This window comes from Winogradskyella poriferorum (genome assembly GCF_036553625.1).
GTDB lineage: Bacteria > Bacteroidota > Bacteroidia > Flavobacteriales > Flavobacteriaceae > Winogradskyella > Winogradskyella poriferorum.
Genome location: NZ_JAZHOU010000001.1, coordinates 334654 through 360220, shown reverse-complemented (window position 1 = coordinate 360220; position 25567 = coordinate 334654). Strand labels below are relative to the sequence as shown.

Annotated in this window: 27 protein-coding genes; 10 read left to right on the top strand and 17 right to left on the bottom strand. The window is 34.0% G+C overall.

Going from position 1 to position 25567, the window contains the following annotated elements:
• Window positions 1-52: 52 nt before the first annotated feature.
• The 6 genes from speB to V1468_RS01660 all read left to right on the top strand — a co-directional run bounded on the left by speB (window position 53) and on the right by V1468_RS01660 (window position 4103).
• On the top strand, window positions 53-994 hold the full coding sequence (speB, locus tag V1468_RS01685) for an agmatinase (RefSeq protein WP_331808524.1): 942 nt from the start codon (window positions 53-55) through the stop codon (window positions 992-994).
• Window positions 984-1961 carry a deoxyhypusine synthase family protein gene (locus tag V1468_RS01680; protein ID WP_331808523.1) on the top strand — a complete coding sequence of 326 codons (978 nt, stop codon included), beginning with the start codon at window positions 984-986 and terminating at the stop codon, window positions 1959-1961. The genes speB and V1468_RS01680 overlap by 11 nt, the downstream gene beginning before the upstream one ends.
• Window positions 1962-1976: 15 nt before the next feature.
• Complete coding sequence (locus V1468_RS01675; protein WP_331808522.1) at window positions 1977-2306, top strand: hypothetical protein; 330 nt, start codon at window positions 1977-1979, stop codon at window positions 2304-2306.
• A gap of 70 nt (window positions 2307-2376) precedes the next feature.
• Window positions 2377-2790: a VOC family protein gene (locus V1468_RS01670; protein ID WP_331808521.1), complete on the top strand. Its 414-nt coding sequence runs from the start codon at window positions 2377-2379 to the stop codon at window positions 2788-2790.
• A complete protein-coding gene (locus tag V1468_RS01665; RefSeq protein WP_278004332.1) occupies window positions 2790-3566 on the top strand; it encodes an RMD1 family protein in 777 nt (258 codons plus the stop codon). Before V1468_RS01670 ends, V1468_RS01665 begins: the two co-directional genes overlap by 1 nt.
• Window positions 3567-3734: 168 nt before the next feature.
• Window positions 3735-4103 (top strand): hypothetical protein, encoded by a 369-nt coding sequence (locus V1468_RS01660; RefSeq protein WP_331808520.1) that lies wholly within the window; start codon window positions 3735-3737, stop codon window positions 4101-4103.
• Between the two features lie 18 nt (window positions 4104-4121).
• Here the strand turns inward: V1468_RS01660 and V1468_RS01655 are convergent, their stop codons facing one another.
• Window positions 4122-5552 carry a mannosyltransferase gene (locus V1468_RS01655; RefSeq protein ID WP_331808519.1) on the bottom strand — a complete coding sequence of 477 codons (1431 nt, stop codon included), beginning with the start codon at window positions 5550-5552 and terminating at the stop codon, window positions 4122-4124.
• Window positions 5553-5642: 90 nt separating this feature from the next.
• On the opposite strand from V1468_RS01655, the gene V1468_RS01650 reads away from it, so the two are divergent.
• Complete coding sequence (locus tag V1468_RS01650; protein WP_331808518.1) at window positions 5643-6071, top strand: SRPBCC family protein; 429 nt, start codon at window positions 5643-5645, stop codon at window positions 6069-6071.
• A 3-nt stretch (window positions 6072-6074) separates the two neighbouring features.
• Here the strand turns inward: V1468_RS01650 and V1468_RS01645 are convergent, their stop codons facing one another.
• From V1468_RS01645 to V1468_RS01630, 4 genes are read right to left on the bottom strand one after another with little or no spacing between them, the layout of a single operon-like run.
• On the bottom strand, window positions 6075-7508 hold the full coding sequence (locus V1468_RS01645; RefSeq protein WP_408647352.1) for a cellulose synthase family protein: 1434 nt from the start codon (window positions 7506-7508) through the stop codon (window positions 6075-6077).
• A gap of 56 nt (window positions 7509-7564) precedes the next feature.
• Window positions 7565-8269 carry a glycosyltransferase family 2 protein gene (locus tag V1468_RS01640; RefSeq protein WP_331808517.1) on the bottom strand — a complete coding sequence of 235 codons (705 nt, stop codon included), beginning with the start codon at window positions 8267-8269 and terminating at the stop codon, window positions 7565-7567.
• Window positions 8270-8300: 31 nt separating this feature from the next.
• Window positions 8301-9923 (bottom strand): 4Fe-4S binding protein, encoded by a 1623-nt coding sequence (locus V1468_RS01635; RefSeq protein WP_331808516.1) that lies wholly within the window; start codon window positions 9921-9923, stop codon window positions 8301-8303.
• Window positions 9924-9937: 14 nt separating this feature from the next.
• Window positions 9938-11287 (bottom strand): NAD(P)/FAD-dependent oxidoreductase, encoded by a 1350-nt coding sequence (locus V1468_RS01630; protein ID WP_331808515.1) that lies wholly within the window; start codon window positions 11285-11287, stop codon window positions 9938-9940.
• A gap of 141 nt (window positions 11288-11428) precedes the next feature.
• Between V1468_RS01630 and V1468_RS01625 the strand changes: the two genes are divergently transcribed.
• Complete coding sequence (locus V1468_RS01625; RefSeq protein ID WP_331808514.1) at window positions 11429-12436, top strand: glycoside hydrolase family 113; 1008 nt, start codon at window positions 11429-11431, stop codon at window positions 12434-12436.
• A gap of 67 nt (window positions 12437-12503) precedes the next feature.
• Window positions 12504-13232: a metallophosphoesterase family protein gene (locus V1468_RS01620; RefSeq protein ID WP_331808513.1), complete on the top strand. Its 729-nt coding sequence runs from the start codon at window positions 12504-12506 to the stop codon at window positions 13230-13232.
• A gap of 4 nt (window positions 13233-13236) precedes the next feature.
• Here V1468_RS01620 and V1468_RS01615 read toward each other — a convergent pair whose 3' ends face one another.
• The 10 genes from V1468_RS01615 to V1468_RS01570 form a co-directional block, all read right to left on the bottom strand.
• On the bottom strand, window positions 13237-13929 hold the full coding sequence (locus V1468_RS01615; RefSeq protein ID WP_331808512.1) for a TIGR04283 family arsenosugar biosynthesis glycosyltransferase: 693 nt from the start codon (window positions 13927-13929) through the stop codon (window positions 13237-13239).
• 29 nt (window positions 13930-13958) lie between these two features.
• A complete protein-coding gene (locus tag V1468_RS01610; RefSeq protein ID WP_331808511.1) occupies window positions 13959-14756 on the bottom strand; it encodes a DUF547 domain-containing protein in 798 nt (265 codons plus the stop codon).
• Window positions 14753-15655 (bottom strand): sterol desaturase family protein, encoded by a 903-nt coding sequence (locus V1468_RS01605; protein WP_331808510.1) that lies wholly within the window; start codon window positions 15653-15655, stop codon window positions 14753-14755. Before V1468_RS01605 ends, V1468_RS01610 begins: the two co-directional genes overlap by 4 nt.
• Window positions 15656-15683: 28 nt before the next feature.
• Window positions 15684-16652 (bottom strand): arsenosugar biosynthesis arsenite methyltransferase ArsM, encoded by a 969-nt coding sequence (gene arsM, locus V1468_RS01600; RefSeq protein WP_331808509.1) that lies wholly within the window; start codon window positions 16650-16652, stop codon window positions 15684-15686.
• Between the two features lie 48 nt (window positions 16653-16700).
• Window positions 16701-17513 (bottom strand): purine-nucleoside phosphorylase, encoded by an 813-nt coding sequence (locus V1468_RS01595; protein WP_331808508.1) that lies wholly within the window; start codon window positions 17511-17513, stop codon window positions 16701-16703.
• On the bottom strand, window positions 17506-18135 hold the full coding sequence (locus V1468_RS01590) for a TIGR04282 family arsenosugar biosynthesis glycosyltransferase (RefSeq protein ID WP_331808507.1): 630 nt from the start codon (window positions 18133-18135) through the stop codon (window positions 17506-17508). The genes V1468_RS01595 and V1468_RS01590 overlap by 8 nt, the downstream gene beginning before the upstream one ends.
• The gene (locus tag V1468_RS01585; RefSeq protein ID WP_331808506.1) at window positions 18128-18622 is read right to left on the bottom strand and encodes a rhodanese-like domain-containing protein; all 495 of its coding nucleotides are present in this window, start codon (window positions 18620-18622) and stop codon (window positions 18128-18130) included. The genes V1468_RS01590 and V1468_RS01585 overlap by 8 nt, the downstream gene beginning before the upstream one ends.
• 29 nt (window positions 18623-18651) lie before the next feature.
• Window positions 18652-19707: an arsenosugar biosynthesis radical SAM (seleno)protein ArsS gene (gene arsS, locus V1468_RS01580; RefSeq protein WP_331808505.1), complete on the bottom strand. Its 1056-nt coding sequence runs from the start codon at window positions 19705-19707 to the stop codon at window positions 18652-18654.
• A 66-nt stretch (window positions 19708-19773) separates the two neighbouring features.
• Window positions 19774-20109 (bottom strand): arsenosugar biosynthesis-associated peroxidase-like protein, encoded by a 336-nt coding sequence (locus V1468_RS01575; protein ID WP_331808504.1) that lies wholly within the window; start codon window positions 20107-20109, stop codon window positions 19774-19776.
• A gap of 129 nt (window positions 20110-20238) precedes the next feature.
• The gene (locus tag V1468_RS01570; RefSeq protein WP_331808503.1) at window positions 20239-20712 is read right to left on the bottom strand and encodes a nucleoside deaminase; all 474 of its coding nucleotides are present in this window, start codon (window positions 20710-20712) and stop codon (window positions 20239-20241) included.
• A 175-nt stretch (window positions 20713-20887) separates the two neighbouring features.
• On the opposite strand from V1468_RS01570, the gene V1468_RS01565 reads away from it, so the two are divergent.
• Window positions 20888-23467 carry a phosphoenolpyruvate carboxylase gene (locus V1468_RS01565; RefSeq protein WP_331808502.1) on the top strand — a complete coding sequence of 860 codons (2580 nt, stop codon included), beginning with the start codon at window positions 20888-20890 and terminating at the stop codon, window positions 23465-23467.
• A gap of 96 nt (window positions 23468-23563) precedes the next feature.
• Here V1468_RS01565 and V1468_RS01560 read toward each other — a convergent pair whose 3' ends face one another.
• Together V1468_RS01560 and V1468_RS01555 are read right to left on the bottom strand one after the other, a co-directional pair.
• Window positions 23564-24859: an ammonium transporter gene (locus V1468_RS01560; RefSeq protein WP_331808501.1), complete on the bottom strand. Its 1296-nt coding sequence runs from the start codon at window positions 24857-24859 to the stop codon at window positions 23564-23566.
• A 4-nt stretch (window positions 24860-24863) separates the two neighbouring features.
• Window positions 24864-25202 (bottom strand): P-II family nitrogen regulator, encoded by a 339-nt coding sequence (locus tag V1468_RS01555; RefSeq protein ID WP_331808500.1) that lies wholly within the window; start codon window positions 25200-25202, stop codon window positions 24864-24866.
• Between the last annotated feature and the right edge of the window lie 365 nt (window positions 25203-25567).

Genomic DNA, 25567 nt, shown 5'->3' with positions numbered 1-25567 from the left:
TAAAAATAAACAATAGAATAAATAACAAATTTCCCTTTCAGGAATTAAAAAAATGAAAACAAAAACTTACGCTGGCATTCCAGCAGAGCATTCAAAATTAGATCAATCAAAGATTGTTTTAATCCCAGTACCTTACGATGGTACAAGTACATGGCAAAAAGGAGCTGATAAAGGTCCAGAAGCATTTTTACACGCTTCAGAAAACATGGAATTGTACGATATCGAAACAGATTCTGAGGTATACCTTCAAGGTATTCACTTAGCAGATGCAGTAACAGAAGATGCGTCGCCTGAAGCAATGGTAGAAGCAGTGCACCAAGCAACCAAAAAGTTTATAAAAAAGAACAAATTTGTAACCGTTTTTGGTGGTGAACATTCAATATCTATTGGTACTATTAGAGCTTTCAACGAAATGTTTGAAGATTTAACTGTGTTGCATATTGATGCGCATGCAGATCTTCGCGAAAGTTACGAAGGTTCTAAGTGCAACCATGCTTGTGCTGTGTATGAGGCGAGCCAAACCACGAACCTTATTCAGGTTGGTATTCGTTCCATGGATGCTATTGAGAAAACAGTGATGGACGAAGAAAAAACATACTTTGCGCATGAGATGGCTGTAGATGATAACTGGATGGATTCTGCAATAGATCAAATGTCAGACAACGTATTTATTACGTTCGATTTAGATGCTTTCGATCCTTCAATTATGCCAAGCACTGGAACACCAGAACCAGGAGGTTTATTATGGTACGAAACACTAGAGTTTTTAAAGCAGGTGTTTGAAGAAAAGAATGTTGTAGGTTTCGATATTGTTGAGCTTTGCCCAAATGAAAACGAAAAGTCTTCAGACTTTTTAGCCGCAAAATTGTATTACAAAATGTTGAGCTATAAATTTCAAGGTGAGGATGTAGAAGACGATTTTGAAAGTAATTTCAATACAACTTCAAACGGAAACAATAAATTTTCTAAATTTAATGATGAAGATGAGTACTAATAAAGGACATATTACACAATTTATAGAGAAGTATTACCTGCACTTTAACGCAGCAGCTTTGGTTGATGCAGCTAAGGGTTATGAGGATCAGCTTAACAATGGTGCTAAAATGTTAGTGTCTTTGGCTGGTGCTATGAGTACTGCAGAATTAGGTAAGATTTTTGCTGAGATGATTCGTCAAGATAAAGTACACATCATATCTTGTACAGGTGCAAACCTTGAGGAAGATATCATGAATTTGGTAGCACATAGCCATTACAAACGTGTGCCTAACTATCGCGATTTAACTCCTCAAGACGAATGGGATTTGTTAGAAAAAGGACTAAACCGAGTTACAGATACTTGTATTCCAGAAGAGGAAGCATTTAGACGTATACAAGAACATATCGTTAAGATTTGGAAAGACGCAGAAGCTAAAGGTGAACGTTACTTACCACACGAGTATATGTACAAACTGTTATTGTCTGGTGTTTTAGAAGAATACTACGAAATAGATCTAAAGGATTCTTGGATGTACGCAGCAGCCGAAAAGAACTTGCCTATTGTTTGCCCAGGATGGGAAGACAGTACTATGGGTAATATTTTTGCAAGCTATGTGCTAAAAGGCGAGCTTAAGGCAAGCACTATGAAATCTGGTATTGAGTATATGATGTTCTTAGCAGATTGGTACACTGAGAATTCAGAAAAAGGTATAGGTTTCTTCCAAATTGGTGGAGGTATTGCAGGAGATTTTCCAATCTGTGTAGTGCCTATGCTTTACCAGGACATGGAGCGTACAGACACACCTTTCTGGAGTTATTTCTGCCAAATTAGCGACAGTACAACAAGTTACGGATCGTATTCTGGTGCAGTGCCAAACGAAAAAATAACTTGGGGAAAACTAGATATAAATACACCTAAATTTATCATAGAAAGTGATGCAACCATTGTTGCTCCATTAATTTTTGCGTACCTTTTGGGTATGTAAATCCAACCTTACAAGATGAACAGAAAAGACCAACATTTAAAACGTGTCATTGTAGACTTTAAAAAACTAACGCCAGAAATTCTTGCTTTATTGGTAGAGAAATATCCTGACGGTTACGACGACGATCACATTATTACATTCAGAAATGCTAAAAATGAAGTCGTAGATGCTGTTGAGGTAACTACCGAAGATACCAAGTATTTGGTAAAAGTAAGTACCAAATTGGCTGTAACCATGGAGAATTATGATGAAGATGATTATGAAGATTTCGAAGACGATGATCCAGAAGCAGTACAAGACCCAGAAATGGCAGCAGATGAAGATGCTGATGATTTTGATGCCTAAATGTAATTGGTGTTAAATTATTTTGTAACTTTCTTTATACTATAAAGTTACATTGTTTAATGCTTAAATTATGGAGACGTCATTTCACATGTCATTACCGTGTTTGAGTGTAAAGGATACTCAAGACTTTTACATCAATAACATTGGTGCTTCTGCAGGCAGAACCTCAGAAAATTGGGTAGATATAAATCTGTTTGGTCATCAAATTACGTTTATAAAAGCCGAAAAATTTAACTTCAATAACCCTAATTATGTGTTTGAAGGTAAGATTTTACCATCCTTCCATTTTGGTGTTATTGTAGATGTTGATAATTGGAAAAAAATCTATACCAAGCTTACAAAGCAAGCGTTAGAAGTTGTAACCAAAACCACTTTTTTAAAAGAAAAAACCGGAGAACATCTTTCATTTTTTATTAAAGATACTAATGATTATATGTTAGAGTTCAAAAGTTTTAAAGAACCTAAAGACATGTTTTTAGCATAATGTTACCAGTTGTTGCTTATCAAGTAGCAAACACTATCAATATAAAAGCGAGCAGACAGCAATTGCAGTGGCAGTTGCTGTTTCAAGATAGTGATGAGTTGTTTTATTTACACTCAAAAGACAAGTATATCTATCTGTTTCAGTATGGGATGGTCAGTTTTTTTAACCTTTCAAAAACTGAAATAGATGAAGCTTTAGATACTATTAAACCATTGTGCGATACCTACTTTGCAGATAAAATTTCTGAAGAAGTTAATGTAGAAATACAAGCAAATACACTTCAGGTTAATTTTGAAAGTATAGTATTGCCAGATTTTAATAGCGAAATGATACGGTTAGTAATGCTTAATGCATCGCAATCTGTAGCACTAAACCGTTTTTCTGAAATAACCGAAGCGCTTTTAATAGAAACTAACGAACACACCAAGTATTTAGAAGCCAGAGGAAAACTAAATATTTCAGGAAATAAGTTAAAACGATTTATAGGTAAAATCCTAAACATTAAAAACAAGATTTCTGAAAACCTATACATCTTTGATTCACCAGAAATAACCTGGGAAGACGAGCAGTTAAACAAATTAAATTCAGATTTAAAACAGACTTTCGATCTTAAGGATCGTTACCACGTTATCCATGATAGAATAGAGATTATAAAAGAAAATTTAGAACTCTTTAAAGATATTATGGATCATCGAGAAAGTAGCCGATTAGAATGGATTATCATTATTCTAATTTTGGTAGAAGTCATAGATATGTTTATTCTAAAATTGTTTTAGACCAAGATAGTATTCTTCGCAACAAACCACAGTTATCATTCTCTCAGATAATGATCTAAAAGTTTTGGGCTTGAGGTGGTAAATACCCAACTACAAAATAAAATTATAAATAGAAATTCTTGAGCAAGACGTTGTAAGATAGAGTTTTAAGTAAAAAAGCAATTAAAAATGAAAAACAGACAATTTGTAGTATTTGTATTTTTAGTAATGGCATTTAGTGTTAATGCAATAGTAGATACAAAAAAAGATAAACAAGACCAGGAAACCGTTACTGTAATAGCAACTTTTGATGGTTATGATGAAGAAGATGGTTATGCCTTCTTAGTGGCTGGCGAAGATGATGAGGAAGATGAAGATATCATGTATTTTTATGATGTTGCTCCTGAAGCACTAAAAGCTGTAAACCTTAAATCGGATGATATGATAGGTGAGCGTTTTCAGATAACCTATAAGATTGAAACCTACGAGGAGGAAGATGAATATGGGTATAAAGAAACGTACGAAAAGTACACTATCATAAAGATTAAAAAGATGTAATATTAAAGAGGCTGCTAATTAAATTGGCAGTCTTTTTTTTAGAATAACTTCCCAAAAGAATGCAGAAAATACTACGAAGTATTCTAGAGCAACAATCCACAAGTTTTCAGATTTATCTGCTGTGCCAATACCAAGGTAAGAGAGGTAGCTTAAGATTATAATTGCACTCCAAATAAGTGGGTATCTGTAGTTAGTGAATATGCAAAGCATTACCAAAGTAGCAATATACCAAGGATGTACTGTAGTACTTAAAAAAAGATAAATTGTAAAAACTAGTAGTATGGATGTACTAAGTTTAGGTATGGAATTATTTTTTTTAAAAAAGGAAAAGCCTAAAATTGCCAAAATTGAAACTAGAGGCAGAATCTTACCAATTATACCAATTTCATTATAACCAGTAATAGCATAACCAATAGCTCTTAATACATAGTAGATGCTGGCATTAAATTCAAAATTATTAAACCACAGTCCGACCGTTTTAGAGTAGTTGTCTACAAATTCTATTGAAAAGAATGGGATGAAAAATGCAATTAAGGTTATGCCAACAATGGTATAGAATACAATTAGTTTTTTCATACCTGCGAAGGCAGACAAATTATTAGGTTCAGCGTAGCTAATCCATTTATGTTGGCTGTTCTTTCGGTCACTGAGCGAAGTCGAAGTGAACCACCAAAAAAACAAAGGCAAAAACATCAAGGGAATCAGTTTTACAGAAACAGAGCAAGCAAAGACAACAGCAGCCCATTTCCAATAGCCTTTATGTAACAAGTATAAACTCCAAACTAAGAAGAAAATCATAACACCTTCAAAATGGAGGTTACCAGTAAGTTCTATGATGATAAATGGGTTTAAGATGTACCAAAAGATTCGATTAGAAGGTAATTTTAAGGCTTCTAAAAGCTTTTTTCCAAAATAGAGTGTTCCTATGTCGGCAGCAATAATAAGAAGTCTCATACCTGCGACAGAGCTTAAAATGCTGTTTCCGGGAAATAGATTTCCAAGAGCAAAACACAACTGATTTAAAGGTGGGTAATTGGTAAAGTGAGAGGCGTTTAGTTTACCCATACCATTATACAGTTCTTGCGCTAGAGGCATGTTAGTCTCACCTTGACTTATTATAACATTTGGTGTGTCCAAATACGGATTGAGCCCTTCTAAAATCATGTGTCCATCCCAAATAAACCGATAGAAATCTTGTGATAAATTGGGTAATGCAAATAGAAATAATAGTCTGAATAAGATAGACGCGATGAACAAAATTCTAAAGTAGAATCCAGACGTTTTCAAAATTTGGTAACCTATAACAAATAAGCAGCCATAGAGTAAAATGAGTTGTAACGCATCGGTTCGCTGTGTGTAGTAAGCAAACCATATGTAAAGCATACAACTTATTAAGATGTAAGCTAATGTTATCTTTTTGTATTTGTAAATATTGGCTAATTCAAGCATAATATATCCAAAGATAGAATTATTTAAATCTGCTATGTCTTATAGATAAAAAAAGAATAATAACTTTAAAAGGAATTAAAATGTAGAGTTATGAGCCATTCTATTTATTTCAACTTTATGATTAATGCTGATAAATTCAGTGTATATAGAGCTGTAACAGAGCCAGAACATTTGGTAAATTGGTGGCCATTAAAATGTTCTGGAATTCCTAATGAAGGCGAGGAATACAATTTTAATTTTACAGATAAATACAATTGGTATGCAGAAGTTAAAAGTGCTAAGCAATGGCATCATATTCATTATAAAATGACTAAATCTGATGATGATTGGAATCCTACAACCTTTGGTTTTGACCTGGAAGAGAAGAACAACGGAATATATCTTCACTTTTTTCATAAAGATTGGCCAGAGTGCAATACACACTTTAAACATTCATCCTTTTGTTGGGCAATGCTCTTAAAAGGGTTGAAAGATTATTTGGAAAAAGGGACAATCGTGCCTTTTGAAGATAGAGAGTAGTATTTATACTTTAGAACCTAAAGATTTAAAAAACACATACCCAAAACCAATACAAAGCATTAAGTGAAAAGGAAACAATCCAAAGTCTCCACCTTGATCTCCAACTATAAATGCGCTATAAAGTCCAAATGCAAAATACAGCATTAATAAGCCTTCTAAAACCACATTTTTAGATAAAGATTTCTTAAGGTATTTATTGTTTTTCCAGTTGTCTTTGAATTTCTTAATATTGAATTTTGGTGTTCTTACAAATTCACTCTTTTTACCAATATGGCCTTCTATTACTGCAATTGAGTTATGAAGTGAAAAGCCCATTGCAATTGAGAAAAACGTGAAGAACATACCAATATATCCAAAGAATTTTTTGAAACCACTTCCGTAGATATTTTTGTACATAAACCAGTAGCATACAAAGAAAATGATGGTACTCATTATAAAGAAACTCATCACGTAGAAGTAGTCTCTTAAATGTGCGTATTCGTTCTTAATGTATAGCATTGGTATGCTTAAAATAGCGACAACAAATATGCTTAAAAACATAGAACTGTTTAGCAAGTGTAATAAACCGTGTACTTTCGTTTTAGCCGAAATATTTTTAGACTTAATAACTCGCCAAAGCATTTTCCTGAAGTTCTCTGCACCACCTTTATTCCAACGGAATTGTTGTGATCTTGCAGCACTAATAACTATTGGTAGTTCAGCAGGAGTTTCAACATCTTCAAGGTACTTAAACTTCCAGTTTTTTAGTTGTGCTCTGTAACTTAAATCTAAATCTTCTGTTAATGTATCTCCTTCCCAGTTTCCGGCATCAATAATACATTCCTTTCTCCATATACCAGCTGTACCATTAAAGTTTATAAAATGACCTTTACTGTTACGTCCTACTTGCTCTAGAGTAAAGTGCGCATCTAAAGCAAATGCCTGTATTCTGGTTAATAAAGAGTAGTCTCTGTTAATGTGTCCCCAACGTGTTTGTACAACACCTATTTCTTCATCTTTAAAATAAGGTACTGTGCGTTTTAGCCAATTAGATTTTGGAAGGAAGTCCGCATCAAAAATGGCAATAAATTCACCTTTTGCGATTTCTAAACCTTCTTTAAGGGCACCAGCTTTAAAACCAACACGATTGGTTCTTGTAATGTGTTTTATATCTAAACCTGTAGCAGCTAGTTTTTCTACATGTGCTTTTGTAGAATGTACCGTTTCGTCTGTAGAATCGTCTAATACTTGAATCTCTAATTTATCCTTAGGATAGTCTAGTAAAGCAATGTTGTCTAGTAAGCGTTCCATCACATACATCTCGTTAAAAACAGGAAGCTGTATAGTAATGTAAGGTACTTCTTCAGGATTATTGAGATCAAATTTTTCGCAAGTATTGCGTTTCTTTTTTGATGACAAATAATTATAAAGAAGGTTTAATTGAGCTAGTGCGTACATAAAAATAAGTACGATAGCAATAGTATAAACAACAATAATAAAGTAGTGTAGGTAAATCACTTAAAACTATATTTAAAAATCCATGTTAAGATTTTTACGCCTGCAAATATAGCACCTTTTACCGTTCCTGAAACTTTTGAGACACCTATTCTGTTTTTATATTTTACAGGAATCTCTCTATAGCTAAGTTTTTGCTTTAATGCTTTTAGTTGCATTTCAACCGTCCAGCCATAGGTTTTATCTTCCATTTTTAGGGCTAGAAGTTTTTCATATTTTATAGCTCTAAAAGGACCAAGGTCTGTAAAGGTAGATTTAAAAAATAGACGCATTAAGCTGGTAGCTAACCAATTGCCAAAAATTTGAGGGCCAGTCATAGAGCCTTCTTCTCGGAATTCTTTAACACGTGCTCCAACAACAAAATCAATGTTTTCGTCTATAATAGGTTGAACAATTTTTGTGAGTTCTTCAGGATAGTCGCTGTAATCTCCATCTAAAAAAACCACAATATTAGGTGTTTTTGATTGGTCGCTGAGCGAAGTCGAAGCGATGTATTCCATGCCTTTTAAGCATGCATAACCATACCCTTTTTGATGTTCTACCAAAACTGTAGCACCAGCTTGTCTTGCATTTTCTTCAGTATTGTCGGTAGAATTGTTGCTTACAACAATAATTTCATCAACAATAGAAGGAATTTCTTTTATGACATAAGGAATAGAGGCTTCTTCATTATAAGCCGGAATAATTACAACTATTTTGGGCATCTAGTTCGTTTGAAAGTGCAAAATAAAAGCCTTATTTCTGATTTACCAAATCCATTAGATTAACATCGTTACCTAATAAAATATCATTTGGATTAATACGACCTTTTGTACTATCGTTTTCTAATTTTAAAACACCTCTTGGGCAAACAGCGCTACAAACACCACAGCCAACACAGCTGGCACGCACTATGTTTTCACCTTTTTGAGCATAGGCACGTACATCTATTCCCATTTCACAATAGGTGGAACAGTTTCCGCAAGAAATACATTGTCCACCGTTGGTGGTGATTCTAAATCTAGATTTAAAACGCTGAACTAATCCTAAATAAGCCGCAAGAGGACAGCCAAATCGGCACCAAACTCTATTGCCAAAAATAGGGTAGAAGCCAGTGCCAATAACACCTGCAAACCAAGCACCAATTAAAAAGCTGTATGAGTCTTTAATCCACTGAGAATTTATACCAATAAAGGATTTTGCTCCTGTAAAATAGCAATACAATGTTACTATGGTCATTACCACAGAAATCAACAATACAGAATGAACAACCCATCGTTCTAGTTTCCATGCTTTCAAACTTTTGTCAGAGTGCTGACGGTAAGGGTCGCCCAGAGTTTCTGCAAGTCCACCACAGCCACAAACCCAACTACAATACCAGCGCTTTCCGAAAAAGTAAACCATTAATGGTACAATGATTATCGTTAAAATTGTTCCCCAAACTAATATGAAAAGTCCTATGGCACCACTTTCAGTAAGATTTTTAATATTCCATTCAAAGAAAAAATCATAATCTAATGGAAATGCATTTTTAAAATCATAACCAGGCATGTTGAGACTAGCCATTATCTCTGGAATTAAAAATGCAAAGACAATCTGAAAAAACAATACAGATGTGGTTCGAATTATTTGGTACTTATTATGGCGATATTTTATATACATTCTTACAGCCATAACCACCATAATAACGCAGTACAAAAATCCGTAAACAAACCATTGGCTGGCATCACCACCATTAAGAGCATTGCTAATTGGGTCTAAAATATATGTCCAGTTTACAACATAGTCTGGCATAAAATAGAGTAGCAAATAGAAGACCACAAGGTACACAAGGACTAACCAGGCAATCCAACCACGATTGGTGGCAGACTTATGGTATATTCCATTATTTTTTATTCCGGGAGGTCCTAACAACGAAATATTAGGTAAAATATAAAGTAGAGCTCCAATGATGCCAAGTCCAAATGTGAGCCACCACATGAGTGCTATATTTTCTTTCACAAAACCAGAACCAGCTTTTTTGGCTAGGTTATAGCTAATGGTGTGTGGTTTTCCATGAATTTTATATTGGTACTGTTCTCCTTTTTTTGCCCAGTTTTTTTCAGCGTTGTATTTAGCAATTTGCTTGTCGTAATAGTTGTTAGAGGTTTCAAGCGCTTTTCTAACAGCTGAAGAAAACTCAAAAATGTTAACTTGTTCTTCGGTGACTAAAGTCTTTTTAAGTTCCTTAGAAAAGATGTCACTTTTAATACCTTGTTCTGAGATATACTCATCAAGTTGTGTGTCGGTCATGCTGAAATTTCCTAGAAAAATACTTCCTGAAAATATCGCTAAACCCAAAAGGAAAATAGCTAAACCTATATGTTTTGTTAGTTTCATGTGTTTTATTTAGCTTAGGATGATGCAAATAATTTGCGCCAATGTTTTTTGTTCAGTTCAATGTTGCTATTGGTATCTTGGTTGTATTTTTTGATGATATCCTTTTCGTGAAGTTTATACAACTCAGGATCGAAATTAGCAGCTTGAAGATGTTTTAAAACCGTATCAATAGTCCATTTTTCGGTAAGCCATTTGTCAAAAACTTCGTGTCGCATTCTTATGCCAAAGGTGTTGATGCCTAAGAACTCCTTAGTGTCTTTGTGATAAGCTATGGTTATACATTTGGTGTCGTCTTCATGTTTCCAATGAAAATGATTTTCATACTCAGGTTTTCCTTTTTTACCATGTACCCAACCATAGGTTTGGTATTCAATATCTATAAATTTAGCACTGTTAAACCAATGTCCTGGTTTATATTCTAGTTTATTACCGCAAATGGTTTGTGCTAAAGTTTCGCCCATCATACGACCTGTATACCAAACCGCTTCAATTGGTCTGCGATTACCAATAGCTTCGCGTTGCTCAGCACAATCTCCAATAGCATAAACATCTTTAATGTTGGTTTCTAAAAATCGATTAACCAAAACACCTTTATTGGTTTCGATGTTGCTCTCTTTTAAAAATGAAATGTTTGGTGTTACACCAGCAGTTAAGCCTACAAAATCACAAGGAATTTCTTCGCCTGTTTCTTCAATGATGATTGATTTTACTTTTCCGTTATCATCAGAAATGATTTCTTTTAAATTAGTTGAAAGTCTTAAATCGATAGGATGACTCTTTATGTGTCTATTTAGCATTTGGCTTTCGCCTTCGGGCAAAACGCTATTCCAAAAACTACTTTCACGCACCAAGAAAGTCACAGGAATATTTCTAGAATTCAACATTTCTGCTAATTCAATACCAATGAGTCCTCCGCCAACAATGACGGCGCGTTTACATATTTTATTATTTGGTGCGTAGATTTCAAGATTCTCTAAATCTTGTTTGCTGTACAAACCTTGCACACCTTTTAAATCTTCACCTGGCCACCCAAATTTGTTAGGTTTGCTGCCAGTTGCAATGACTAATTTATCATAGCTTATTTGATCGCCTTCTTCAAAATGAAGCACTTTATTATCAGTATCAATCTCATCAACGAAACCTTTTTTTAGTTCGATATTATTTTTCTTCCAAAACCAATTCTCGTAAGGTTGTGTGTGTTCAAACTTCATATGTCCCATGTACACGTACATGAGTGCAGTGCGAGAAAAGAAGTAATCACTTTCGGCAGAAATGAGTGTTATTTTTTTATCTGATAACTTTCTAATATGTCTGGCAAGAGTAACGCCAGAAATACCGTTACCTATTATGGCAATATGTTCCATTGTTTTGGTTTAGTTGATGCTTAAGTCGCATTTAAAGATAAGACCTTAAAAAATGAATTCAATTTAGAAAGTATTTAAATTAACAATTTCTTGTAAGGTGTTGTGTTTTATTAAGACGTGGCTTTTCTTTATTTTTATGATATGAGAATAGTAGTTGTTTTTTTGGTGGTTTTGATTTTTGGGTGTTCTGCAACACCTTATAAACCGAGTAAAATTAATGGAGTAAGCTTTGTTGCTGCTAGAGATATTGTGGATAGTACGCATGTAGAACCTGTAGTTAAGGTCAATGCAAATTATGCAGCAATTATGCCCTTTGGATTTATAAAAAACCTTGAGCATCCCGAAATTATTCACAATACAGACAGACAATGGTTTGGTGAAACCAGAGCAGGAGCAGAGCAATACATTTCTGAATTACGAAAAGCCAATATTAAGGTGATGATTAAGCCACAAATCTGGGTTTGGAAAGGTGAGTTTACAGGTGAAATAATGATGACAACTGAAACGGACTGGAAAGCTTTAGAAGATTCTTACACAAGTTTTATTTTAGAATATGCAGATTTGGCAGAAAAGGTCAATGCAGAGATATTTTGTATAGGTACAGAGTTAGAGTTATTTGTAAAATTTAGACCGACATATTGGTCTCAATTGATAGAAAAGATAAAAACAATCTATAAAGGAAAATTAACGTATGCAGCCAATTGGAATGAGTTTGCCAAAACACCTTTTTGGGACAAATTGGATTATATTGGTATTGACGCTTATTTTCCACTTAGCGACAAAAAAACGCCTACTTATGAGGGTTGTTTAAAAGGTTGGAAATCTCATAAACCAATTATAGAAAAACTTTCAAAACAATTAGATAGACCAATTTTGTTTACAGAATATGGTTACAGAAGTGTAGATTATTCTGGTAGACAACCTTGGGTGTCAGACCATACCATGCGAGATGTAAATCTTGAAGCACAAGTAAACACTACTAAAGCATTACTAGATACCTTTTGGCATGAAGACTGGTTTGCAGGAGGCTTTGTTTGGAAATGGTTTATTATGCATGATGAAGTTGGTGGGCATGATAACCCTATGTTTACTCCGCAAAATAAGCCTGTGGAAGCTGTTCTTTCTAAAAAGTATGCTGAGTATAATTAACTCTAATTTAATCTTATAATTCTTAAACTTGTTAACTATCAATTAGTTTTGTGCAAAAGCGAATTATATGCGAACACTTGCTATTGGTGATATTCATGGTGGATTTAAAGGTTTAAAACAAGTTTTGAAAAGAGCTGAGGTTTCAGCTAAAGATCAACTTATCTTTTTGGGAGATTATGTAGATGGCTGGAGTCAATCTGCTCAGGTTATTGATTATCTCATAGAGCTTTCTTCGTATAATAAATGCATCTTTATAAAAGGAAACCATGATGTTTGGTGCGAACAATGGTTGGCAGAAGGTAGTGTTAATGATGTGTGGTATGTACATGGTGGGAAAGAAACAATGGAAAGTTATGAAGGCTTTTCAAAAACACAAAAACAAGTACATCTCGATTTTTTTGAAGCCATGCCATTGTATCATATAGATGATGAAAATCGTTTGTTTTTGCATGCTGGTTTTACATCCATGCATGGTGTGCGAAAAGAAATTCACAGAGAAGCATTTTATTACGACAGAACACTTTGGGAAATGGCGTTAACCATGGATAAACGTATTCAGCAGAATTCAGAATTGTTCCCTAATCGACTTAAACATTATAAAGAAATTTATATTGGGCATACACCAACAACAAGGTTTAATAAGTATGACCCAATGCAGGCAGCAAATGTTTGGAATATAGATACTGGAGCAGCCTTTACAGGTAAACTATCTGCAATGGACATAGATACAAAAGAAGTTTTTCAAAGTGATACGTTAATGCATTTGTACCCTAATGAGATGGGGCGAAACAAATAAACAGTTAAACAATATTCTTTTTATAATAAGATAGCATTTCTTCAGCAGATGCACCAAGCCATCTTTTGAGGTATATTACCAAATAGTGATACTGTAATTTCCAAACACCTACTTTTTTATAGAGTCTTGCGGAGGTAGTGATTTTTTTGTTAATCACAGTAAAGATGTTCCGCTTGTAAAGTTCTCCAATTAAGATGTTGTCTTCGTAGATGGTATAGTTTTCGTTATAGCCTCCTATGGCGTTAAAAAGTGCTTTAGTAATAAATAAACTCTGATCTCCACCACGACATACTTTTAGGTTGAATTTTGTAAACCAGCCAGCAAATTTTAACCACCAATGGTTGCTGTCAAACTGCATTCTAAAGCAACCAGCTTCATGCCCTTTTTGTATTTTGTCTAAAATGAATTGATCAAAGTCTTTTGGAGGAAATGAATCGGCATGTAGAAAATATAGAATAGTTCCTGTTGAAGCTTCTGCTCCAACATTCATCTGTTTGGCTCTTCCTTTTTTTGATGATATGAGTTTAACGTCTGTTAGAGTGAAACTCGTTATAATTTCAACAGTCCTGTCAGTGCTTCCGCCATCAACTACAATAATTTCTGAAATGTTTTCTGGTGAAGAATTCTCTGTAAGATGTAGCAATAGTTTGCCAATGTTATTGGCTTCATTCAACACAGGTATTATAATGCTAATCATACTTGTACTAACGGAATATTTAGGTTGTTTTAATCATTCAAATCCCAACTATAATCCTTAAAACTCTTTTTTGCTTTATCTGAAATTTCAATAGCAGTATATTTATTTAAAAAGTCAATTAAGCTGCCATCTTGCTCAAAGTCTTTTTTAAACCATTTAAATATTTTAGAAAGTTTTATTTCGTTTTCAGAAATTTCATTTTTTGAGGTGTCAGCCAGAAATTCTTGAGTTGCTTTGGTGAGTTGCTCTTCTAAATTTTCGGCAGTAAATGCTGTATTTTGAAGTTTTGGGCAAGACTCAGAAGCGCAAACAATAGCAAAGTGAATGCGAGGCTCGTTCATTTTGCGGAGAATTTTGTGTTCTATTTCATCTAAATTATAATCTAGGTCAGCTAGTTTCCAAAGACGTTGTTTCCATGGATCTTTTATGTCTTTGATGCTTTCTAATGGGTAGTTTCTTAAAATTAAATCTATGGTAAGTGCATTGTAGGTATTAATCCAGAAGGCAATTTTCTTAGTTTTCGAAAATGATTCAAAATACTTACTCTTATGCATCAAGCTTAAGCAATAAATATAATCTAGTAATTTTTTGTGCTCAGTTTTAAAAGATTTGTAGTTTACTTTCCCATCGTTAGAAACATGCTTTTGTAATAATTCATCCCAAAGTTCGTGCTCTTTTAGAAAACGTTTTGTAACTATAGTATTCTTTTTCAAGATTGAATCTACTTCTGTAATATTGGTGTTTGTTGAATCAACAGAGGTTTTGTGTTGAGCAACAGCATAGTTGGTTAAAATAGAAAGGATAATAAATACTAATCTATATTTCATAATTCTACTTTTCTTTTTTTTGAAAATGCAGGATATAACTCCTGACTTACAAAATCTTTTGGAAAATCCTCATCTCCTTCAAAACCTAATTCTATGTCGCGTCCATCATGAGGAATATAATCAGTTTTAAAGATGTAATCCCAAAGACTTAAGGTAATCCCAAAGTTAACACCATATCTTGCGTGCTGAGGAAGCTCCTTTGCATGGTGCCAAATATGCATTTTCGGATTATTAAAAATGTACTTAAGAAATCCGTAGTTCCACCCCAAATTTGCATGGTTAAGATGACCAATAGTAATGTTGAAAAAGTGAATAATAGCAACATCTTGAGCATCAAAACCACCAATAATAGCAATAGGGATATAGAGTAAGGATTTGTACATCACAGGTTCCATCCAATGGTAACGCAAATGTGCTGCAAAACCCATTTCTTTTACACTGTGATGCACTTTATGGAAATTCCATAGCCAATTAAAGCGGTGAAGTAGTCTATGCGTATTCCATTGAACAAAGTCGGCAACTATAAAAAAGATAAATAAGCCTAACCATTTAGGTAATTTATCAACATCAAATAATTCAAAGTCTTTAACGTTTAATCCAATGAGTCCAAGGGAGTCATTAAAAAATTCAGCAACAGTATTAGATAAAGCGATGAAGACAATGAGATTTAACAAGAAAAAATTAAAGAACATATAAAAAGTATCCAGCCAAAAATCTTTTCTAAAAATGGCCTGGTTCTTTCTCCAAGGAAAAGCAATTTCTAATATCCAGACCAATATAGAAATGATAATAAGACCATAGAAATAGTTATCCCAATGGTTTATGTCAATAAGTTCATGCTTAAGATAATTCCAATAACCAGAGTAAGAATTTTTAATTATGTCTAAGTACTTTTCCATAATGTTTTATAATCTCATTGGAAATTTTCTAACAACACCCTCCACCATCGTAATGAAAGGTAGATTCGCTAATAAAAATATCATCGCGTCCCAAGCCAGCAAGTGCTCCAGCAGTTTTATCGCAAACAGCTAGAGGTTGATTTTTTAATAACACGTGTCCTGCTTTATCATCAAAATAATCATCTTCGCCATAATAGATGGCTGCTTTTCCTGTAAAAATACAAGGTCCGTCGGCAGGCATAGGATCTTTTATAGCAGCAACTTCAATAGATTCTATATAGATTAATTCATCAGTTGGGTAGTGTTTCGGATCCAGAATTCGGTAGGGTTTGCGAGCTCTAATTTCAATGGTACCAAAGCCAGCATCTGTTAGCGCCTTTACATAGTCGGCAATTGGCAAGCTACCACTTAAGCAAAGTGCTCTTAATCGTTCGTCGTTTCGTAACTCGTCGTTCATAGGTTGCTCGCAAGTAGGATCGCTCATTACTAAACGTCCATGAGGTTTTAACACACGGTACATTTCTGCAATGGCTTTCTTTAGATCTTCAGCTTTGAAAATATTGAACAAACAATTTTGAGCTGCTACATCAATGCTATTATCTTCAACCGGAAGATTCATAGCATCACCTTTTTTAAGATCAACAAATTCAGATTTAAACCAATCGTTTTGTTCTTCTGCTATTTTGAAGTTTTTACGAGAAGCCTCTAACATTTCATCAACAACATCCACACCAATAACACCACCTTTTTGTCTGCTGAAATATGCAAATTGAAGCAGTTCCATGCCACCGCCAACACCAACATAAAGTGTTTTTGGATTGTTGGTTAAATCGCGCGCGTGCACTGTTGAACCACAACCGTAGTTCATCTCTTGCATGATTCTTGGAATCTTCAAACCAGGTAATTCCCAAATAGGATTAGTGGTGCAACACAGCCCAACATCTGGTGTAAGTGCAGCTTCTTTATAAACGTCTTTTGTGGTTTCTAGGTAACTCATGTTTCTAAGTAATAAGTATGAAGTAAAAAGTAGTATTGTTAATAAATACTATATACTTTTAATTAATTCTTTAAATAACGTAATCATATCTGGTTCTGCTTTGTTTGCCATGGCTATGATATCGGTAATATCTACAGGTTCTAAATTTTCAGGATCACATTCGTCTGTTAGTACAGACACTGCTGCTGCTTTTAGTTTTAGATGGTTGGCAACAATAATTTCTGGTACTGTACTCATACCAACAGCATCGGCACCTAAAATTTTAAGCATACGGTATTCAGCTCGTGTTTCAAGTTGTGGACCAACAACAGAAGCGTACACACCTTTGTGAAGTGTAATGTTGTGCTCTGAAGCTATACTTTCAAACTTTGAAATGATTTCAGCATTGTAAGGCGCGCTCATATCTACAAAACGCTCACCAAGTTTAGAAACTCCTTTAAAGGCAAGCGGTGAACCACCTTGAAGATTGATGTGATCGTCAATGACCATTAATTCACCTTTTTTAAAATCTAAATTAACAGCACCAGCTGCGTTAGAAACTAATAACGTTTTAATACCTAGCTTTTCCATTATTCTCACCGGAAAAGTTACATCTTGAAATGTGTAGCCTTCATATACATGAAAACGGCCTTGCATTACTACTACTTTCTTTCCGCTAAGGGTGCCGTAAATAAGTTTTCCTTTATGAAACTCTACAGTTGCTGTTGGGAAATTTGGAATATGGTTGTAGCTGGCTTCAGCTTCAATATCTATTTCGTTAATGAGTTGACCTAAGCCAGTTCCTAAAATAATACCAACTTCTGGATTGTTAAATCCTTTTTGTTTTAAGTATTCTGTACTTTCTTCTATAAATTTAATCATGGAGTTGTCTGATTTTTTCTTGTAGTTGTTGATTGTTTTTATAAAAATCTGAAGCTATTAAATCTTCATAAGTGTCTATGTCATTTAAAGTTTCTAATTTACTAACAGATACGTTTAATGTGTGTAACTCTTGTAACGTTTCTTCTAAAAGTGAAGGTTGACTCCAAGGTTTATTGCAAAAAATGTCTGTAACCAGATTAGACATGCCTACCAAATAATAACCTCCATCTTCTGCAGGACCAAAAATCACATTACTTTTTTGTAATGATTTAAAGCCGTTTTCAATATGAAACGAACTAATATCTGGTAAATCCGAACCTATGAGAATGATATTTTTATAGCCACTATTAAAACCATCTATAAAAGCGTTAAGCATACGTTCGCCTAAATCCTTGCCTTTTTGAAGTTGCTTCTTGTGGTTAGTCCACGTATTGGTTTCAATTTCTTTACTAAAGTAGATGTGTGTATCTGCGTCTAATCCCGAAATAGCATTTTGGGTAACCTTTAAAAGTGCTTTGTACACTTCTAGTGCGGCAAAATCTCCTATAGTTTTGGCTAATCTTGTTTTAACAGATCCTAATTTAGTGTTTTTAACAAACACTATAACGAGATTTTTAGTCATAAATTTTATTGCCTTTTATGAGCCATTGACTCCATTCTTTTGAGAATGCATGTACATTTTCAGTAAGTTTATTTTTGTCGTCGTAAACTTTAAAGTCCTTGTTTTTCCATTCAAAAATACCACCAAAAAGATTGTAAACATTGGTGTAACCTTCTTTTTTTAACTGCTCTGCAATGTCCTCTGATCGTATTCCTAGAGAGCAATAGACAACAATCATTTGGTCTTTGTTGTTTAGTTTTTTTGTGGTGTTGGCTAAATTAAATTCGTTATAGCCAACATGTAGAGCATCTTTTAAATGGCTAACTTCATATTCTCTAAGTTCTCTTGCATCTAAAAGAAAGGCATCAGTTTTTGGCATTGCCAACTCTTGAACAGAAATGTATGGTACACTTTCGTTATTGTGCTTTTTTAATAATTCTGAAAGCGATTCTTGAGCGAACAAGATTCCTGAGAAAAGTAGTAATATGTATAAAATTTTGTTTTTCATTTTAAGATTCCTGCTTTCGTAGGAATATGCTAGGCAACTGTACCTTGGCAACTACTACCAGCACCAGCTGTGCAGCCATAACAGTGTTGAGATATTACAATATTTCTGCCTTCTAATAAATCTTCATTGTATTCTGAAATGTGTTTAACTTTACTATTTACAGGTAATTCTAGCATTTGGTTAAAGTCGCAATCGTACAAATAACCATCCCAACTTACCGACAGTGTGTTGGTACACATTACGTTGGCAACAGCAGCAGGATTGTAAGCATCAACCAATTGATACATGTAATCTTCATAGTTTTCTGAAGCTATCAGATAATCTAAAAATCTACTAATCGGAAGATTGGTAATGGCAAACAAATTATGAAATTGAATACCAAAATCATCCATCAGTGCCTTTTTAAAATCCTTTTCCATTGAAGCTTGGTTACCTGGTAAAAAAGCACCTGAAGGGTTGTAAACTAAATCTAGTCTTAGGTTGCTGTCTGGCATGCCATAACCAATATCATTAAGCTCTTGTAATGCTTTAATAGATTTGTCAAAAACACCATCTCCTCTTTGTTTATCTGTTTTTCCGCGTGTCCAATGTGGCATTGAACTTACAACATGTACATTGTGCTTTTTGAAAAACTCAGGTAAGTCATAATATTTTTTGTTAGCTCTAATTATTGTAAGGTTAGAACGTACAATAAAATCCTTAATGCCAGCTTTGGCGGCTTCTTCAACAAACCATCTAAAATTAGGATTCATTTCTGGCGCTCCGCCTGTTAAATCCAAGGTGTGTGCTCCAGTGTTTTTAATAACCTCAAGGCATTGCTGCATGGTTTCTTTAGTCATTATTTCTTTACGATCTGGTCCTGCATCAACATGGCAATGCTCGCAAACCTGATTACACATGTATCCTACATTAATCTGAAGAATTTCTAAGGTTTTTGCCTTTAACGGAAATTGACCCGTTTCGGCGATTTTATCTTTAAAAGTTGGTAATTCGCCATTTTGAAAAATTCCATTAGAGAGAATTTCTAATTGCTTTTTGCTTTGGGCTAATGCGTTTTCTCGTTTGTGTAAAGATTTGGTGACCATTAATTAAATTTTCTTATTCAATATATTTACGAAAATAGAGGTTGAGGAGTTTTGAGCTAGAGCTATCTAGCCATCTAGTTTATTAACTTTATTCATCATTTGAACACCATGAACTAAGGAAGCACCACCTCTAATAGCACCAGCAACATGTAGGGCTTCCATCATTTCTTCTTTGGTAATACCTCTTTGTAGGCCATCTCCTGTGTAAGCATCTATGCAATATGGGCATTGAATAGTGTGTGCAACCGCAAGTGCAATTAATGATTTTTCTCTTTCGGAAAGTGCGCCTTCTTTAAAAACAGAATTGTAGTATTCAAAAAATTTGCTTCCAAGTTCTTCATTCCAGTCAGAGATTTTTCCAAATTTTCTTAAATCGGCTGGGTCGTAATAGGTTTTAGACATTCAAAATAGTTTTTTAAAATTGTACGAAAAAATCAATATAATGCTTTTTGTCGAGGTTAATTCTTAAAGATTACAGAAAACATTAAAAAAGGTAATTAGCTTAAAGATTAATATTGGTGAAATATTTATTTAGTACTCAGTTTTATCTTCTTTTTCCTCCCACTCTTCAAAAGGTTTAATTGCAATTTCTGGCGCTAATTGTTCAAACGGAATACTTCTTTCGTTATACGGTAATGGGATTTCCTTGTATATAAATTCATCATCAAACCCAATATTTGCTGCATCTTCTTGATTACTTCCATAATAAACTTTATCTGGTCTTGCCCAATAAATAGCTCCCAAACACATAGGGCACGGCTCGCAAGAGGTGTAAACCGTACAGCCTTCGAGTTGAAAAGATCCAAGGTTTTTGCATGCATCTCTAATTGCTGTAACTTCTGCATGTGCTGTTGGGTCGTTGGTTGAGGTTACTTTATTATTTCCTATACCTACTATTTTTCCGTTTTTTACAATAACGCAACCAAAAGGGCCGCCTTCATTATTTCGCATGCCTTTTAGAGCAGCGTTTACGGCTTCTTGCATATATTTTTCCTGTTCTGTCATTACTCAGGTCTTCAATTTTGTGTTTAATAACGTAAAAATACATAATGCATTAATCGTGTAACAATAATTTAATGTCTAAATATCTTGTAAGACTTTAGTGTTTGCTGTAAAAATGGTATCTTTAAGATTCTTTGTTTTATTACAAATTCTGACTAAAAAAATAAATTAAAATTGTATGCATACAGAACCAAAATTAGCGCGTTTCAATCAAAATGTATTGTCTAAGTATCAGATTTACAACAGTATTTTTATGACGTTGCCCTTTGATACTTTGTCAAAAACTGTAGCGTTGTTGCCGCTGTTTCATGAAACATGCAAAACAGGATTCGAAGAAAAAAATGACCCTACAACTATTGTAAATACGTTTTTTGATAAATATCAAAGCCAATTAGATGAAAAAGGACAGATAGATTTGTTGTTTCGCTTTATTCAATATATAGAGCGACAAGTTGTGTTGTTTGATGCTGTAGAAGATGCGGCTTTTCCAACTGTAAATAATATGGAAGGTGTGGGTTCCTTAAGAAGTTTAAAAGAAAATGCAACTGCTCAGCACAAAAAGGATCTTCTAAAACAATATTTAGAAACTTTTAATGTAAGGATTGTTTTAACAGCGCATCCTACACAGTTTTATCCTGGTGCGGTTTTGGGTATTATTACCGATTTAGCTGAAGCTATAAAAACGGATAATTTAACCGAGATTAGTGACCTTTTAGGGCAGTTAGGGAAAACACCATTTTTTAAAGATCATAAACCAACACCTTATGATGAGGCTGTAAATTTAATTTGGTATTTAAAGAATGTTTTCTACCATTCTTTTGGAAGTATTTATGATTATGTTCAACAAAATATCTTTGATTACGATGATATTAATAACTCATTGGTAAATATAGGTTTTTGGCCAGGCGGAGATAGAGATGGTAATCCTTTTGTGACCCCTCAAATAACGCTTAATGTTGCCAAAAAATTGAAGGAGTCTATCATCAAAAATTACATTAAGGATGTAAAATACCTTAGACGACGTTTAACATTCAAAGGTATTAGAGATCGAATTATTGATGTAAATCATAGGCTGCATAATACATTGTTGAATAAAAGCAACCAAATTTCACTAGAAGAGCTGAAGTCTGAGTTGAATGAGATTAGAACACAATTAATAGAAAATCATCAATCATTGTATCTAGACAAGGTAACTTCAATGATTAATAAAACCACTTTATTTGGTTATCATTTTGCAAGTTTAGATATACGACAAGATAGTCGTGTGCATGATAAAATGTTTAGATCATTGGTAGGTGAATTGATAGACAATGGAAGTGAATTGTTTCCAAAGAATTTCTTTGAGTTATCTGAGAAGGACCAAAAGTTACATTTGGCATCTATAAAAGGTTCAATCGATACGGTTGAATTTAAAGAAGAACTTTCTCAAGATATAGTAGAAACAATAAGGGCTATGAAGTCAATACAAGAGACTAATGGAGAAATAGCTTGTAGTCGATATATTATTAGCAATAACCAAACTACAATGAATGTGTTGCAATTGTTTGCTATGCTAAAAATTGTGGCATTTCATGAGGAGTTAACTGCAGATGTGGTACCGCTTTTTGAGACTGTAACTGATTTAATTGCTGCGCCAAAAGTAATGGAGGAGTTGTATACAAATCCACATTACCGTGCGCATTTAGAAAATAGAAATAACAGACAAACCATAATGCTAGGATTTAGTGATGGTACCAAGGATGGTGGTTATCTTATGGCTAACTGGGCAATTTTTAAGGCTAAGGAAGCATTAACAACGCTATCTAGACAGTATGATATCGATGTTATTTTCTTTGATGGTAGAGGTGGACCACCTGCTCGTGGAGGTGGAAAAACGCACCAGTTTTATGCGTCTTTAGGCCCAACTATAGAGGATAAAGAAATTCAGTTGACCATTCAAGGGCAGACGATTAGTTCTAATTTCGGAACTTTGGATTCTTCACAATACAATATGGAGCAGCTTATAAGTTCTGGTATTATGAATCGCCTTAATGATAAGAATACTGAGATGGCTTCGGAAGATAAAGAAGTCATGAATCACTTAGCTGAGTTGAGTTATCAGGCTTATGTAGATTTTAAAGATCATCCTAAATTCTTGTCTTACTTGGAGCACATGAGTACATTAAAATATTATGCTAAGACAAATATTGGGAGTCGACCTTCAAAGCGAGGTAAGTCTGAAGGTTTAGATTTTAATGACCTTAGAGCAATTCCTTTTGTAGGTTCTTGGAGTCAGTTAAAGCAAAATGTACCTGGATTCTTTGGTGTTGGTACAGCTTTAAAGTATTATGAAGATAAGGGTGAGTTTGAAAAGGTTCAGCATTTGTATAAAGAATCACGTTTTTTTAGAACCTTAATTGCTAATAGTATGATGTCGTTGTCTAAGTCATTTTTTGACTTAACGCGTTATATGGCAGATGATCCTGAGTATGGAGAGTTCTGGAAGTTGATTTATAAAGAATACGAAACTACAAAACGTCTTATTCTAAAACTTACTGGCTTTAATGAATTAATGGAAAATGAGCCAGTAGCAAAAGCTTCAATTGCGGTTAGAGAATCAATAGTATTACCGTTATTAACAATTCAGCAATATGCATTAAAGAAAATGCAGGAATTAAAACGTGCTGATAAAAAAGATTATGATAAGATTGAGGTTTTCGAAAAAATGGTTACAAGATCCTTATTCGGAAATATTAATGCAAGTAGAAATTCTGCTTAAGAGGCATTTCAAAACAAAGTAAAATAAAACACCCTCTAATGTTATATTAAGAGGGTGTTTTTTCACAATTTAAATTAAAAACAAAGTATATAATATTTAATGCTCGTTTAGTCTAAAGTCTGGATAAGCATCCATGCCATGTTCATGTGCATCTAAACCTTCTAATTCTTCAAGTTCAGAAACTCTAATGCCTACAGTTTTCTTTAAAGTAAAAATGATTAAAAATGAAGACGTAAGGCAGATGGCAGCATAAGCTAATACGCCATAAAGTTGAGGTAAAAACGATAGTTCATTGGCAGCATCTAGTGCAGAAGCTACTACATTACCATTTGCACTTAAAAAATCACCAGCATCATTAGTTAATGGTTTAAAACCGAAAATACCAACCGCTAAAGTTCCCCAAATACCACATACAAGATGTACAGCTATAGCTCCAACTGGGTCATCCAGTTTAAGTTTATCAATAAAACTAACAGCCAGTACAATAATAATTCCGGATACGGCGCCAATGATAATAGCATCTGTAGGACTCATAACATCAGCTCCTGCTGTGATACCTACAAGACCTCCTAAAATACCATTTAAAAACATGGTAAGGTCCAGATTTTTATACATAATTGTAGAGGTTATGGCTGAAAAAACTCCACCAGCAGCTGCGGCAAGACAAGTGGTTACTAGTGTTAATGATGTCGCTTCTGGATCAGCAGAAAGTACTGAACCACCGTTAAATCCAAACCAGCCTAACCAAAGGATTAATACTCCTGCAGTGGCAATTGGTATATTGTGGCCAGGTATAGCTTGTAGTTTTCCATTTTTAAATTTCCCAATTCTTGCGCCTAATAAACAAACAGCTACTAATGCTGCCCATCCTCCTACAGAGTGTACAAGTGTAGAGCCTGCAAAATCATAAAAACCTAGTTTGTCTAGAAATCCTTCTCCCCATTTCCAAGAACCTGCTATTGGGTAAACCAGACCTACATATAGAACTGTAAAGATCATAAAAGGACCAATTTTAATGCGCTCAGCTACAGCTCCAGAAACTATTGTAGCTGCGGTTGCGGCGAACATGCCTTGAAACAGAAAGTCTGTCCAATACGTATAACCTTCATTGTAAGCTAAGTTTAAAGTTCCAGAATCTGTCAATGGTGCATCTAGCCCAAAACCAGAGAATCCTATATAGCCATTAAACTCTCCAGGATACATTAAGTTGAAGCCTACCAAATAGTAGAGTAGTAGGCCAACAGTAATGATGAATATATTTTTAAATAATATGTTTATAGTATTTTTTTGACGTGTTAATCCGATCTCTAAGAAAGCAAACCCAAGATGCATAAAGAAAACCAAGGCTGTGCAAATCATCATCCAAACATTGTTAGTAGTAAATAAATCCATGGTTTTAGTTTAAAGTTTGACTGCCTTTTTCTCCAGTTCGTATTCTATAACATTCCTTAATGTCAGATACGAAGATTTTACCATCACCAACTTGTCCTGTAGCTCCAGATTTTAAAATGGCTTTAATTGCTGCTTCTTCAAAATCGTCATTAACTACAATAGATAGGTAACGTCTTTGGATGTCACTAGTGCTATACGAAACACCTCGATATACATGGCCTTCTTTTTCATTTCCAAGGCCTGTTACATCCCAATAAGAGAAGAAATTTACACCAACGTCGTGAAGCGCATCCTTCACAGCTGAGAATTTGGATTTTCTAATAATAGCTTCAATTTTTTTCATTGTTTTGGTGATAATTGCATTTTTTTTTGTTTGACAAAGATTGAGAATATATAATTTGGATGTTTAATTAGTTTCAAATGTATATATTTTATTTTTAGCCCTAAAAAAAATAGGGTTAATATGTTTATTTTTATTGTTTTTTGAATTTAAACCCTAAAAAATTTTAGGTTGTTTTGTTTTGAGTTTAATTTATTGAATAATCAATATAATTTTATGTTCATTGTATTTTTTTAACATAAAAAATATGTTTTCATTAATATTTAAATCTGTTTATTAGCAATTAATAGTTTTTTGTGCTTTGGTTTTAATTGTTTTCTAGTTGTGATTTTTGCATTATTTTCTCTAATTATTGGTGATTTTCTATT